The sequence below is a fragment of the Luteipulveratus flavus genome (genome assembly GCF_029439465.1).
Lineage (GTDB): Bacteria > Actinomycetota > Actinomycetes > Actinomycetales > Dermatophilaceae > Luteipulveratus > Luteipulveratus flavus.
This window is the reverse complement of the sequence record NZ_JAROAV010000028.1, coordinates 58,695-71,090: the sequence shown is the minus strand read 5'-3', so window position 1 is coordinate 71,090 and position 12,396 is coordinate 58,695. Positions and strand designations below refer to the sequence as shown.

Annotated in this window: 20 protein-coding genes; 19 read left to right on the top strand and 1 reads right to left on the bottom strand. The window is 68.3% G+C overall.

Features of this window, described 5'->3' with window-relative positions:
* The first annotated feature begins 1 nt into the window (after nucleotide 1).
* The 19 genes from rplX to rplQ all read left to right on the top strand — a co-directional run bounded on the left by rplX (nucleotide 2) and on the right by rplQ (nucleotide 11,101).
* Nucleotides 2–367, top strand: coding sequence for a 50S ribosomal protein L24 (gene rplX / locus P4R38_RS09105; protein ID WP_275237735.1), 366 nt, complete (start codon nucleotides 2–4; stop codon nucleotides 365–367).
* The gene (rplE, locus tag P4R38_RS09100) at nucleotides 367–936 is read left to right on the top strand and encodes a 50S ribosomal protein L5 (RefSeq protein ID WP_275237736.1); all 570 of its coding nucleotides are present in this window, start codon (nucleotides 367–369) and stop codon (nucleotides 934–936) included. Before rplX ends, rplE begins: the two co-directional genes overlap by 1 nt.
* A gap of 2 nt (nucleotides 937–938) precedes the next feature.
* Complete coding sequence (locus P4R38_RS09095) at nucleotides 939–1,124, top strand: type Z 30S ribosomal protein S14 (RefSeq protein WP_050668665.1); 186 nt, start codon at nucleotides 939–941, stop codon at nucleotides 1,122–1,124.
* Between the two features lie 75 nt (nucleotides 1,125–1,199).
* Nucleotides 1,200–1,598 (top strand): 30S ribosomal protein S8, encoded by a 399-nt coding sequence (gene rpsH, locus P4R38_RS09090; RefSeq protein ID WP_277191904.1) that lies wholly within the window; start codon nucleotides 1,200–1,202, stop codon nucleotides 1,596–1,598.
* A 26-nt stretch (nucleotides 1,599–1,624) separates the two neighbouring features.
* On the top strand, nucleotides 1,625–2,164 hold the full coding sequence (gene rplF, locus P4R38_RS09085) for a 50S ribosomal protein L6 (protein ID WP_277191903.1): 540 nt from the start codon (nucleotides 1,625–1,627) through the stop codon (nucleotides 2,162–2,164).
* Between the two features lie 3 nt (nucleotides 2,165–2,167).
* Nucleotides 2,168–2,542, top strand: coding sequence for a 50S ribosomal protein L18 (gene rplR, locus P4R38_RS09080; protein WP_275237739.1), 375 nt, complete (start codon nucleotides 2,168–2,170; stop codon nucleotides 2,540–2,542).
* Between the two features lie 34 nt (nucleotides 2,543–2,576).
* Entirely contained in the window at nucleotides 2,577–3,251 is a 675-nt protein-coding gene (rpsE, locus tag P4R38_RS09075) for a 30S ribosomal protein S5 (RefSeq protein WP_275237740.1), read from the top strand.
* The gene (gene rpmD, locus P4R38_RS09070; RefSeq protein ID WP_275237741.1) at nucleotides 3,251–3,433 is read left to right on the top strand and encodes a 50S ribosomal protein L30; all 183 of its coding nucleotides are present in this window, start codon (nucleotides 3,251–3,253) and stop codon (nucleotides 3,431–3,433) included. Before rpsE ends, rpmD begins: the two co-directional genes overlap by 1 nt.
* Complete coding sequence (gene rplO / locus P4R38_RS09065; protein ID WP_275237742.1) at nucleotides 3,433–3,888, top strand: 50S ribosomal protein L15; 456 nt, start codon at nucleotides 3,433–3,435, stop codon at nucleotides 3,886–3,888. The genes rpmD and rplO overlap by 1 nt, the downstream gene beginning before the upstream one ends.
* Before the next feature lie 154 nt (nucleotides 3,889–4,042).
* Nucleotides 4,043–5,368: a preprotein translocase subunit SecY gene (secY, locus tag P4R38_RS09060; protein ID WP_275237743.1), complete on the top strand. Its 1,326-nt coding sequence runs from the start codon at nucleotides 4,043–4,045 to the stop codon at nucleotides 5,366–5,368.
* On the top strand, nucleotides 5,368–5,949 hold the full coding sequence (locus P4R38_RS09055) for an adenylate kinase (RefSeq protein WP_275237744.1): 582 nt from the start codon (nucleotides 5,368–5,370) through the stop codon (nucleotides 5,947–5,949). Before secY ends, P4R38_RS09055 begins: the two co-directional genes overlap by 1 nt.
* Nucleotides 5,950–5,962: 13 nt before the next feature.
* Nucleotides 5,963–6,796: a type I methionyl aminopeptidase gene (map, locus tag P4R38_RS09050; RefSeq protein ID WP_277192271.1), complete on the top strand. Its 834-nt coding sequence runs from the start codon at nucleotides 5,963–5,965 to the stop codon at nucleotides 6,794–6,796.
* 243 nt (nucleotides 6,797–7,039) lie between these two features.
* Entirely contained in the window at nucleotides 7,040–7,261 is a 222-nt protein-coding gene (infA, locus tag P4R38_RS09045; RefSeq protein ID WP_006946284.1) for a translation initiation factor IF-1, read from the top strand.
* Nucleotides 7,262–7,322: 61 nt separating this feature from the next.
* A complete protein-coding gene (rpmJ, locus tag P4R38_RS09040; protein WP_006592630.1) occupies nucleotides 7,323–7,436 on the top strand; it encodes a 50S ribosomal protein L36 in 114 nt (37 codons plus the stop codon).
* A gap of 194 nt (nucleotides 7,437–7,630) precedes the next feature.
* Nucleotides 7,631–8,008 carry a 30S ribosomal protein S13 gene (rpsM, locus tag P4R38_RS09035; RefSeq protein ID WP_277191902.1) on the top strand — a complete coding sequence of 126 codons (378 nt, stop codon included), beginning with the start codon at nucleotides 7,631–7,633 and terminating at the stop codon, nucleotides 8,006–8,008.
* 97 nt (nucleotides 8,009–8,105) lie between these two features.
* The gene (rpsK, locus tag P4R38_RS09030) at nucleotides 8,106–8,513 is read left to right on the top strand and encodes a 30S ribosomal protein S11 (protein WP_275237746.1); all 408 of its coding nucleotides are present in this window, start codon (nucleotides 8,106–8,108) and stop codon (nucleotides 8,511–8,513) included.
* Between the two features lie 32 nt (nucleotides 8,514–8,545).
* Entirely contained in the window at nucleotides 8,546–9,154 is a 609-nt protein-coding gene (gene rpsD / locus P4R38_RS09025) for a 30S ribosomal protein S4 (RefSeq protein ID WP_275237747.1), read from the top strand.
* Between the two features lie 157 nt (nucleotides 9,155–9,311).
* The gene (locus P4R38_RS09020; RefSeq protein ID WP_275237748.1) at nucleotides 9,312–10,352 is read left to right on the top strand and encodes a DNA-directed RNA polymerase subunit alpha; all 1,041 of its coding nucleotides are present in this window, start codon (nucleotides 9,312–9,314) and stop codon (nucleotides 10,350–10,352) included.
* A 23-nt stretch (nucleotides 10,353–10,375) separates the two neighbouring features.
* Nucleotides 10,376–11,101: a 50S ribosomal protein L17, sunset domain variant gene (gene rplQ / locus P4R38_RS09015; protein WP_277191901.1), complete on the top strand. Its 726-nt coding sequence runs from the start codon at nucleotides 10,376–10,378 to the stop codon at nucleotides 11,099–11,101.
* A gap of 58 nt (nucleotides 11,102–11,159) precedes the next feature.
* Here rplQ and P4R38_RS09010 read toward each other — a convergent pair whose 3' ends face one another.
* On the bottom strand, nucleotides 11,160–12,350 hold the full coding sequence (locus P4R38_RS09010) for an MFS transporter (RefSeq protein WP_277191900.1): 1,191 nt from the start codon (nucleotides 12,348–12,350) through the stop codon (nucleotides 11,160–11,162).
* Nucleotides 12,351–12,396 lie beyond the last annotated feature (46 nt).

The following is a 12,396-nucleotide window of genomic DNA, read 5'->3' as shown; positions in this document are numbered from 1 at the left end:
CATGGCAGGCAAGATGAAGATCAAGAAGAACGACCTCGTGCAGGTCATCACCGGTCGGTCCCAGGACAAGGGCGGCGACAAGGGCAAGCAGGGCAAGGTCATCGCCGTGTACCCCGAGACGCAGCGCGTCCTCGTCGAGGGCATCAACCGGGTGACCAAGCACGTCAAGGCGGGCCAGCCCGGCCAGAGCAGCAGCGGTGGCATCGAGGTCGTCGAGGCCCCGATCCACGTGAGCAACGTGGCCGTCGTGGACCCGGAGACGGGCAAGCCGAGCCGGATCAAGACCCGCGTCGAGACCGTGGAGCGCGACGGCCGGACCAAGACGGTCCGTACTCGCGTGGCCGTGCGCTCGGGTAAGGACCTGTGATGAGCACCCAGACCGAGACCAAGGCGCTCCCGCGCCTGAAGCAGAAGTACCAGGACGAGATCCGCGAGGCGCTGCAGGGCGAGTTCACCTTCGCCAACGTCATGCAGGTGCCGACGGTGACCAAGGTCGTCGTCAACATGGGTGTGGGTGACGCGGCGCGTGACTCCAAGCTCATCGACGGCGCGATCCGCGACCTGTCCGCCATCACCGGTCAGAAGCCGGCGGTGACGAAGGCCCGCAAGTCCATCGCGCAGTTCAAGCTGCGCGAGGGCATGCCGATCGGTGCGCACACCACGCTGCGCGGCGACCGCATGTGGGAGTTCCTGGACCGCCTCACCTCGATCGCGCTCCCGCGTATCCGCGACTTCCGCGGCCTCTCGGGCAAGCAGTTCGACGGGAATGGCAACTACACCTTCGGTCTCACGGAGCAGTCGATGTTCCACGAGATCGACCAGGACCGGATCGACCGCGTTCGCGGGATGGACATCACGGTCGTCACCACCGCCCGCAACGACGACGAGGGCCGGGCGCTGCTGAAGCACCTGGGCTTCCCGTTCAAGGAGAACTGATCGTGGCCAAGACCGCGCTCGTCAACAAGGCGAACAAGAAGCCGAAGTTCGGGGTGCGTGCCTACACGCGCTGCCAGCGCTGCGGCCGTCCCCACTCGGTCTACCGCAAGTTCGGCCTGTGCCGGATCTGCCTGCGCGAGATGGCGCACCGCGGCGAGCTGCCCGGCGTCACCAAGAGCAGCTGGTAACCCAACCCTCCGAAGCATCTACACCGTAGGTCGGCCGCAGGCTGAAACCCCGGTGAGGAAGGGCCGACAAGCCCCATGACCATGACTGACCCGATTGCGGACATGCTGACCCGCGTCCGGAACGCCAACTCGGCGCACCACGACGCGACGTCCATGCCGTTCTCGAAGCTGAAGTCCCACATCGCAGAGATTCTCGAGGCCGAGGGCTACATCGCCGGCTGGCGCGTCGAGGACGCCGAGGTGGGCAAGACCCTGACCATCGACCTGAAGTACGGCCCCAACCGTGAGCGCTCCATCGCGGGCGTTCGCCGGGTGTCCAAGCCGGGTCTGCGCGTGTACGCCAAGTCCACCAACCTGCCCAAGGTGCTCGGTGGTCTCGGCGTCGCCATTCTGTCCACGTCGTCCGGCCTCCTGACTGACAAGCAGGCTGCCGTCAAGGGTGTAGGCGGGGAAGTCCTCGCCTACGTCTGGTGACCTGAGGACGAGGAGGAGATTCGACGATGTCTCGTATTGGACGTCTTCCGGTCGCGGTGCCGAACGGTGTCGAGGTGACAATCGACGGTCGCGACGTGAGCGTGAAGGGCCCCAAGGGTCAGCTGGCGCTCACCGTTTCGGAGCCGATCGCTGTCGCCCAGGGCGACAACGGTGCGGTCGAGGTGACTCGACCCAACGACGAGCGTGAGTCCCGTGCGCTGCACGGCCTGACTCGCAGCCTCATCAACAACATGGTCGTCGGTGTCACCGAGGGCTACACCAAGAAGCTGGAGATCCACGGCACGGGTTACCGCGTGACCGCCAAGGGTTCGGACCTGGAGTTCGCCCTCGGTTACAGCCACCCGATCCTGGTGAAGGCCCCCGAGGGCATCCAGTTCTCGGTCGAGAACCCCACGCGGTTCTCGGTCTCGGGTATCGACAAGCAGCTCGTCGGTGAGGTCTCGGCCAACATCCGCAAGCTCCGCAAGCCCGACCCGTACAAGGCGAAGGGTGTCCGCTACGAAGGCGAGCACATCCGCCGCAAGGTCGGAAAGGCTGGTAAGTAAGCGATGGCAAAGATCGTCAAGCGTTCCACGACGAAGTCGGCCGCGCGCGGTCGTCGTCACCTGCGGCTGCGCAAGCGGATCAGCGGTACGACGGTGCGTCCGCGCCTGGTCGTCTCCCGCTCGAGCCGCCACGTCTTCGTGCAGATCGTCGACGACACGGTGGGCAAGACCCTCGCGTCGGCGTCGACCATGGAGGCCGACCTGCGCTCGTTCGACGGCGACAAGACCGCCAAGGCCAAGCGCGTGGGCGAGCTGCTCGCCGAGCGCGCCAAGGGTGCCGGCGTCGAGGCCGTCGTGTTCGACCGTGGTGGCAACCGGTACGCCGGTCGCGTCGCCGCGATCGCGGACGGTGCTCGCGAGGGTGGGCTGACCCTGTGATGAACAACAAAACCGCTGAGAAGAGGAACTTCTGATGGCTGGACCCCAGCGTCGAGGCGCCGCTGGCTCGGCCAGCGGCCCGAACGACAGCAACAGCAACGACCGTCGCGGTGGCCGCGGCGGGCGTGACGGTGGCCGCGACAACCGTCGCGGTGGCGACGACCGCAACCAGTACGTCGAGCGCGTCGTGACCATCAACCGTGTCGCGAAGGTCGTCCAGGGTGGACGTCGCTTCAGCTTCACGGCCCTGGTGGTCGTCGGCGACGGTGACGGCACGGTGGGCGTCGGCTACGGCAAGGCCAAGGAGGTCCCGGCCGCGATCGCCAAGGGTGTCGAGGAGGCGAAGAAGAACTTCTTCCGCGTCCCGCGCATCCAGGGCACGATCCCGCACCCGATCCAGGGTGAGGCCGCGGCCGGCGTCGTGCTGCTCCGTCCGGCGTCGCCCGGTACCGGTGTCATCGCCGGTGGTCCGGTGCGCGCCGTCCTGGAGTGCGCCGGTATCCACGACGTGCTGTCCAAGTCGCTCGGCTCGGACAACGCGATCAACATCGTCCACGCGACCGTCGAGGCCCTGCGCGGCCTGGAGCGTCCGGAGGCCGTCGCGGCCCGCCGCGGTCTGCCGCTGGACCGGGTCGCCCCGGTCGCGATGCAGCACGCGATGGCTGCTGGCGCGGCCGAGGCCGCGGCCAAGCCCAGGACGGGGGAGTGATGGCGAACCTCAAGGTGACCCAGATCCGTTCGGAGATCGGTGGCAAGCCGAAGGCTCGTGAGACCCTGCGTTCGCTCGGTCTCAAGCGCATCGGCGACACCGTCGTCAAGGAGGACCGCCCGGAGTTCCGCGGCATGGTCCGTCACGTCGCCCACCTGGTGACCGTGGAGGAGGTTGACTGATGGCTGAGAAGACACACGCGCTGAAGGTCCACCACCTGCGTCCTGCCCCCGGCGCCAAGACCGCCAAGACCCGAGTCGGTCGTGGTGAGGGCTCCAAGGGCAAGACCGCTGGTCGTGGCACCAAGGGCACCAGTGCCCGTTACCAGGTTCCGGAGAGCTTCGAGGGTGGTCAGACGCCGCTGCACATGCGTCTGCCCAAGCTGCGCGGCTTCAAGAACCCGAACAAGGTGGAGTACCAGGTCGTGAACCTGGACAAGCTCTCCAGCCTGTTCCCCGACGGCGGCGACGTCACCGTCGACGCGCTCGTCGAGAAGGGCGCGGTCCGCAAGGGCCGTCCCGTCAAGGTGCTCGGCACCGGCGAGATCACCGTCTCGGTGAACGTCACGGCGACCAAGTTCTCCAGCACCGCCAAGGAGAAGATCGAGGCCGCGGGAGGCTCCGTCACCACTGCGTGACGGTGCTCGTCCCGGCCTCGTGGAGCTGACCTACGCCCCGGCCGACCGGCCCCCGTCATGGGACCGATCGTCCGGGGCGTAGCTGCTCTCAGGTATCGTCGTCCAAGTTTCGTAGAGAACAAACGGGCCACCCCAGGTGGCAGCAGGAGGATCAGTGCTCACCGCCTTCGGCCGCGCGTTCACCACGCCGGACCTGCGCAAGAAGCTGCTGTTCACGCTGGCGATCATGGCGGTGTTCCGCCTTGGCTCCCACGTCCCGACGCCGGGCATCAGCTATGAGCTGGTGCACCAGTGCCAGAAGGCCGCAGGCCCGCAGGGCAGCCTGCTGGGCCTGGCGAACCTCTTCAGCGGCGGCGCGTTGCTGCAGCTGTCGATCTTCGCGCTCGGGATCATGCCGTACATCACGGCCAGCATCATCATCCAGCTGCTCACCGTGGTCATCCCGCGGTTCGAGCAGCTGAAGAAGGAGGGCCAGTCCGGCCAGACGAAGATGACGCAGTACACGCGTTATCTGACGATCGGTCTGGCCGTCCTGCAGTCCTCGACCCTGATCACCACCGCGCGCAACCCGTGGAACCTGCTCGGCGGGTCCTCGGCGACGTGCCCGACGATCATGAACGACCAGAGCGTCCCCACGATGCTGATCATGATCCTCACGCTGACCGCCGGCACCGGCCTGATCATGTGGCTGGGCGAGCAGGTCACCGAGCGCGGCGTCGGCAACGGCATGTCGCTGCTGATCCTCACCTCGATCGCCGCCAGCGTGCCGGCGTCGGTGTGGGCCATCCACAACCAGGGCTGGGGCAAGTTCATCCTCGTCGTGGTGATGGGCCTGATCATCATCACGGCCGTCGTGTTCGTCGAGAACGCCCAGCGCCGGATCCCGGTCCAGTACGCCAAGCGGATGATCGGCCGGCGCTCGTACGGCGGGACGAGCACCTACATCCCGCTCAAGGTCAACATGGCGAACGTGATCCCGCTGATCTTCGCCAGCTCGCTGCTGTCGCTGCCGGTGCTGCTCGCCTCGTTCAACCGGCCGGACCCGGGTTCGGGTGAGCGTCCCTCGGCGTGGGTCGAGTGGGTCACGAACAACCTGTCCAAGGGCGACCACCCGTTCTACATGCTGCTGTTCACCGTGCTGATCCTGTTCTTCACGTTCTTCTACGTGTCGATCACCTACCAGCCGGACGAGGTCGCCGACAACCTCAAGCAGGCCGGCAGCTTCATCCCCGGCGTGCGAGCCGGCCAGGCGACGGCGCAGTACCTCAGCTACGTGCTGACCCGCATCACGGTCGTCGGTGCGATCTACCTCTCGATCCTCGCGCTGATCCCGCTGATCGCGCTGGCGATGGTCGGAGCCGACCAGAACTTCCCGTTCGGTGGCGCGTCCATCATCATCCTGGTCGGGGTCGGCCTGGAGACGGTCAAGCAGATCGACTCCAAGCTCCAGCAGCACCACTACGAAGGGTTCCTGCGCTGATGCGTCTGATCATCCTGGGTCCGCCCGGTGCCGGTAAGGGCACGCAGGCGCAGCGGCTGACATCCGCGCGCGGCATCCCGCACATCTCCACCGGCGACATCTTCCGCCAGAACATCAAGGAGGAGACCCCGCTGGGGCTGCAGGTGAAGGGCATCCTGGACGCCGGCGGGTACGTCACCGACGAGATCACCAACGAGATCGTCAAGGACCGGCTCACCTGGCCCGACGCGCAGCAGGGCTTCCTGCTGGACGGGTACCCGCGCACGATGCCCCAGGTGGCGGCGCTGGACGAGATGCTCGCGGCCGACGGTCACGCGCTGGACGCGGTCCTGCAGCTCACCGTCGACGACGAGGAGCTCGTCGCCCGGCTGCTCAAGCGGGCCCAGACCTCGGGTCGCGCGGACGACACCGAGGAGGTCATCCGGGAGCGGCAGGGCATCTACAACCGGGAGACCGCGCCGCTGGCCGCGACGTACCGCGAGCGCGGGATCCTGGTCGAGATCGACGGCATGGGTGCGGTCGACGACGTGAGCGGCCGGATCACCCAGGTCCTCGACGGCCTGACCGCCCACGCGGGCTGACCCCGAGGCGATGATGTTCGGCCGCGGCAGGGTGCCCGCCAAGACGACCGACCAGGTGCTGCTGATGCGGCGCGCCGGCCTGGTCGTCGGGGAGACCCTCGCCGAGCTGGCCGACGCCGTGCGGGCCGGTCTCACCACGGCCGACCTGGACGCCGTCGCCGAGAAGGCCATCCGTGGCCGCGGTGCGACGCCGAGCTTCCTCGGCTACCACGGCTTCCCCGCGACGATCTGCGTGAGCGTCAACGAGGAGATCGTCCACGGCATCCCCGGCGCGCGCGTGCTGCAGGACGGCGACCTGGTGTCGATCGACTGCGGTGCGATCGTGGAGGGCTGGCACGGCGACGCCGCGATGACGGTCGTCGTCGGCGGCGACGAGGCGGCCCGCCCCGAGGACCTCGACCTCAGCGCCGCCACCGAGGCGTCGATGTGGGACGGCATCCGGGCGCTGGTGCCCGGGGAGCGGCTGTTCGACGTCGGCGCCGCCGTCGAGGACAGCATCGCCGAGAGCGCGCGCCGCCTCGGGCGTCCGCTCTCGATCGTGGACGGCTACACCGGCCACGGCATCGGGACCGAGATGCACCAGGACCCCAACGTTCACAACGAGCGAGTCCGTGAGAAGGGCCCGATCGTCACCGTCGGCACGACCGTCGCGATCGAGCCGATGGTCACGCTGGGCACGTACGAGTCGCACGAGCTGGACGACGAGTGGACCGTCGTGACCGAGGACGGGTCACGGGCGTCCCACTGGGAGAACACCGTGGCGGTCACCGAGGGTGGCCTGTGGGTGCTGACCGCGCTCGACGGCGGCCGGGCGCAGCTCGGCGACCGGTACGCGCCGCTCGACTGACGGGCCCGCCCTGTCTGAGAACCGCCGATTTGGGCGTGAATCGGGGTGCGAGGTAGGCTGGTGCGTCGGTTCACGAGCGTCTCGTGACAGCCGTACGTCCCATCTCGACCTGGTCCCCCCGACGTCACGTCGGTGAGGCGGGGTCGACGTGCGTTCGTCACGGGTGGCACGGGGGTTCTCGAGCCGCTTCAGTACCAGGTCTCATCCATCCGGGGTGAGCCCGCTCAGCAGATTGTGGAGGACATGGCCAAGAAGGACGGTGTCATCGAGATCGAGGGCACGATCGTCGAGGCTCTCCCGAACGCGATGTTCCGGGTCGAGCTGACCAACGGTCACAAGGTGCTCGCTCACATCTCCGGGAAGATGCGTCAGCACTACATCCGGATCCTCCCCGAGGACCGGGTCGTGGTCGAGCTCAGCCCTTATGACCTGACCCGCGGCCGCATCGTCTTCCGCTACCGCTGAGCCCAGCAACCGCACGCCGGACCCCGCACGGGGCGAGGCCCGACTTCAAGACAGTAGGCAGATGAAGGTTCAGCCGAGCGTCAAGAAGATCTGCGACAAGTGCAAGGTGATCCGCCGCAACGGGCGGGTCATGGTGATCTGCGAGAACCTGCGCCACAAGCAGCGCCAGGGCTGACCAGAGCCTCACCGCACGACTCGCGTTCTTCGCCAGGACGCAAGAACTCAAGACAGAGCACGCAGTACCCGGCCCCTGACCCTCGCGGTCAGGACGTCACCCCCGGCGCGGAGGCCGGGGACCCGCGACCACTCCGGTCGGGCAACGGGACAGGTACTGCGCCAGACCTCCGCGAGATCCAGGAGAAATGCCACATGGCACGTCTGATCGGTGTCGACCTGCCGCGCGACAAGCGCGTCGAGGTCGCCCTCACCTACATCTTCGGCGTCGGTCGTACCCGCGCGCAGGAGACGCTCACCGCGACCGGTGTCAACCCCGACACCCGCGTCCGTGACCTGACCGAGGAAGACCTCGTCACGCTGCGCGACCACCTCGAGGGCAACTTCCGCCTCGAGGGTGACCTGCGCCGCGACGTCGCTTCCGACATCCGCCGCAAGGTCGAGATCGGCAGCTACCAGGGTCTGCGCCACCGTCGTGGCCTGCCCGTCCACGGTCAGCGCACCAAGACCAACGCGCGTACCCGCAAGGGCCCCAAGCGCACCGTCGCCGGCAAGAAGAAGGCCGGTAAGTAAGTCCGCTCCGACGCCCGCCCCGCGGTCGTCGTACGCCACAGCAGTGATCTGGCAGAGCCGGACCACACCCCTTTCTTCGATCAAGGAGTAACACCACATGCCTCCCAAGAGCCGGACGGCTGCGGGCGCCAAGAAGGTGCGCCGCAAGGAGAAGAAGAACGTCGCCGCGGGCCAGGCCCACATCAAGAGCACGTTCAACAACACCATCGTTTCCATCACCGACCCGACCGGTGCGGTGATCTCGTGGGCCTCGGCCGGCCAGGTCGGCTTCAAGGGCTCGCGCAAGTCCACGCCGTTCGCCGCGCAGATGGCCGCCGAGGCTGCCGCGCGTCGTGCCATGGAGCACGGCATGCGCAAGGTCGACGTCTTCGTCAAGGGTCCGGGCTCGGGTCGCGAGACCGCGATCCGCTCCCTGACCGCCACCGGCCTCGAGGTCGGCGCGATCCAGGACGTCACCCCCACGCCGCACAACGGCGTTCGCCAGCCCAAGCGCCGTCGCGTCTGACGTCGACCCGGACTTCCAGGAGAGTTTGAACTATGGCCCGTTACACCGGCCCCATCACCAAGAAGTCGCGTCGCCTCAAGACCGACCTCGTCGGCGGTGACAAGAACTTCGAGATGCGTCCCTTCCCGCCCGGCCAGCACGGCCGCGGTCGCATTCAGGAGAAGGAGTACCTGACGCAGCTGCAGGAGAAGCAGAAGGCTCGCTTCACCTACGGCGTCATGGAGAAGCAGTTCGTCCGGTACTACAAGGAGGCGGCCCGCCGCCCCGGCAAGACCGGTAGCAACCTGCTCGTCATCCTCGAGACCCGTCTCGACAACGTGATCTACCGCGCCGGCCTGGCCCGCACCCGTCGTGCGGCCCGCCAGCTGGTGACCCACGGTCACTTCGAGGTCAACGGCCAGCGCGTCGATGTCCCGTCCTACCGCGTGTCGCAGTACGACATCATCACGGTCCGCGAGAAGTCGCGCGAGGCGTTCCCGATCCAGCTGGCCCGGGAGACCTACGGCGACCGTCCGATCCCGGCGTGGCTGCACGTCGTCGAGGGCACGCTGCAGGTCCTCGTGCACTCCGTGCCGGTCCGTGAGCAGATCGACAGCCAGCTCACCGAGCAGCTCATCGTCGAGCTCTACTCCAAGAACTGATCCGGTTCTGACCCGTACGCGCTCGGCGGGCTTCCCTGCGAAGCCCGCCGAGCCGCGTACCGGCTACGACTGCAGACAGAGACAGTCGTAGCGGCGGGCTTGCACCCCGCGTTTCACGAGGCGTCATATAGCGGTCGCCCGTGGGAAGGAAACACTCGTGCTCATCGCACAGCGCCCCACCCTCTCCGAGGACGTGGTCTCCGACAGTCGTTCCCGGTTCGTCATCGAGCCGCTGGAGCCCGGATTCGGCTACACCCTCGGCAACTCCCTCCGCCGCACGCTGCTGTCCTCCATCCCGGGTGCCTCGGTCACGAGCATCCGCGTCGACGGCGTGCAGCACGAGTTCTCCACGATCCCCGGGGTCAAGGAGGACGTCACCGAGATCATCCTCAACATCAAGGGTCTGGTCGTCTCCTCCGAGCACGACGAGCCCGTGGTGATGTACCTGCGCAAGCAGGGCCCCGGCGCGGTCACGGCCGCCGACATCGCGCCGCCGGCCGGTGTCGAGGTCCACAACCCCGACCTGCACATCGCGACCCTGAACGACAAGGGCAAGATCGAGATGGAGCTGACCGTCGAGCGCGGTCGCGGCTACGTCTCCGCGCAGCAGAACAAGTCGGCCGACAACGAGATCGGCCGCATCCCGGTCGACTCCATCTACTCGCCGGTGCTGGCCGTGACCTACAAGGTCGAGGCGACCCGTGTCGAGCAGCGCACCGACTTCGACAAGCTGATCGTCGACGTCGAGACCAAGAACTCCATGGCTCCGCGCGACGCGATGGCCTCCGCCGGCAAGACGCTCGTCGAGCTGTTCGGCCTGGCCCGTGAGCTCAACGTCGAGGCCGAGGGCATCGACATGGGCCCGTCGCCGACCGACGCCGCCCTGGCCGCCGACCTGGCGCTGCCGATCGAGGACCTGGACCTGACGGTCCGCTCCTACAACTGCCTCAAGCGCGAGGGCATCCACTCCGTGGGTGAGCTCGTGGGCCGCAGCGAGGCCGACCTGCTGGACATCCGCAACTTCGGTGCGAAGTCCATCGACGAGGTCAAGGACAAGCTGCGCGAGATGGGTCTGCAGCTCAAGGACAGCCCGCCCGGGTTCGACGCGAGCGCGATCGCCGACCGCTACGAGGACGACGACCTGTCCACCACCGGTGAGGCTGAGGACAACAGCTTCGCCGAGGACGAGCAGTACTGAGCCGCTTTCCAAGGAGATAACCCATGCCCACCCCCACCAAGGGCCCGCGCCTCGGCGGCGGCCCCGCGCACGAGCGGCTCATCCTGGCCAACCTGGCTACGCAGCTGTTCGAGCACGACCGCATCACCACGACCGAGGCCAAGGCCAAGCGCCTGCGTCCCCTCGCCGAGCGCATGGTGACCTTCGCCAAGCGTGGCGACCTGCACGCGCGTCGCCGCGTCCTCACGGTCGTGCGTGACAAGGGCGTCGTGCACCGCCTGTTCGAGGAGATCGCGCCGGACATGGCCGAGCGCCAGGGCGGCTACACCCGGATCACCAAGATCGCACCGCGCAAGGGCGACAACGCCCCGATGGCCGTGATCGAGCTGGTCCGCGAGCCGGTCAACGCCAAGCCGAAGCGCGCTGTGGTCGCCGAGGCCGAGGGTGCTGCCAAGAAGGCCTCGAAGATCGTCGACGCCGAGACCGCCGAGGCGACCGAGGTCCCGGTCGACGACGCCGCTGCCGCGGACGCCGCCAAGAACGAGTCGGCCGACGGCGGCTACGGCGCCGACTCCGCCGCCCCGCTCGAGGACGGCTCGGCGCCCGAGGGCTTCACCGTCAAGGGCAACAAGGACTCGATGAAGTACCACGTGGAGGGTTCGCGCTGGTTCGACGCGACCGTGGCGGAGGTCTGGTTCAAGACCGCTGACGCGGCTGCGGCGGCGGGCTTCGAGCCCGCCGGTGGCGAGTCCGCGCAGCAGGAGGACTGAGCTCCTCCCGTTGGTTCACCAGGCCCCCGTACCGTTCTCGGTACGGGGGCCCGGTGCGTCAGGGGGCGGGCCGCGGCGCGTCGGCCACGGGGGCGAAGGCGCGGGCGAGCGGCACCATGGCCACGATCAGCACCATCGGGACGGCGAAGCCGAGCCGCAGCGTGCCCGCGCCGAACACGCCGGTCATCACGGCGCCGAGCAGCGCGCCGGCGTAGTTGAACTGGTTGAACCGGGCGATGACCGAGTCGACGCGCCGGCGCAGCAGGTCGGGGTCGTCGTCGACGCCCTCGCGGGCGATGGCCGCGGCCGCGGAGAAGCTCAAGGGGGCGATCACGGCGACGCCCAGGCCGAGCACGAAGAACCCGAGGATCCCGACCGGCCAGGTGGGCGCCAGGACCACGACGGCGAGTCCGGCCGCCGAGACCAGCGCCCCGACGCGGAGCAGCGGCACGGGTCCGAGGCGGCGGGTCAGGTCGTCACCGACCGCCCGCGCGACGAGCGAGGCGACCAGGTACGGCAGGGTCGCGAGCGCGACGAGCCGGGACGGGGAGTCCAGGACGTCGTCGAAGTAGATCGAGCCCCAGGTGGTCGAGGCGGTGTCGACCATGTAGAAGAGCACGATCGCCAGGCCGACGAGCAGGATGCGACGCCAGGGGACCGCGACCGCCGCCGCCTCGGCCACCGCCTGACCACGCTCGTGGCCGAGGAACGGCCGCGTGCTCACCACGAGCGGCAGGATCATCAGCACCAGGCCGCCGACGCCGAGGGGGACGTCCGGGGTCGCGAGCGTCACGAGGGTGCCGAGGACGCCGCCGAGGGTCCAGGCGGCGTGGAAGGACGGCAGGATCGGCTGCTCCATCCGGTGCTCGAGGGCGACCGCCTGCATGTTGGAGGTGGCGTCCACCATGCCGAGCGCGGTTCCGTAGATGGCCAGGCCGATGACCAGCAGCGGCAGCCGCTCGGCCGCGCCGATGGCGGCGATGCCGACGGCCGTCCCGACGAGTCCGGCGCGCAGAGCGATGTGGTTGCCCCACCACCGCGCGAAGCTCTCGGCCAGGACCGACCCCAGACCGGCCGTCAGGACGACGACGAGCAGCAGGACCGAGGTCTCCACCGAGGAGAGGTCGAAGTGGTCCTGGATGCGCGGCAGGCGGGTGGTCAGGCTGATGAAGACCAGCCCCTGGCTGAGGAACGCGAGCGCGATCGCGACGCGCTGGCGTGGCCAGTGAGAGGCGTTCGGTGTCGACACGCCCGCACTCTTGCACAGACGACCAACTTCGCGTGCGGGATCCAGC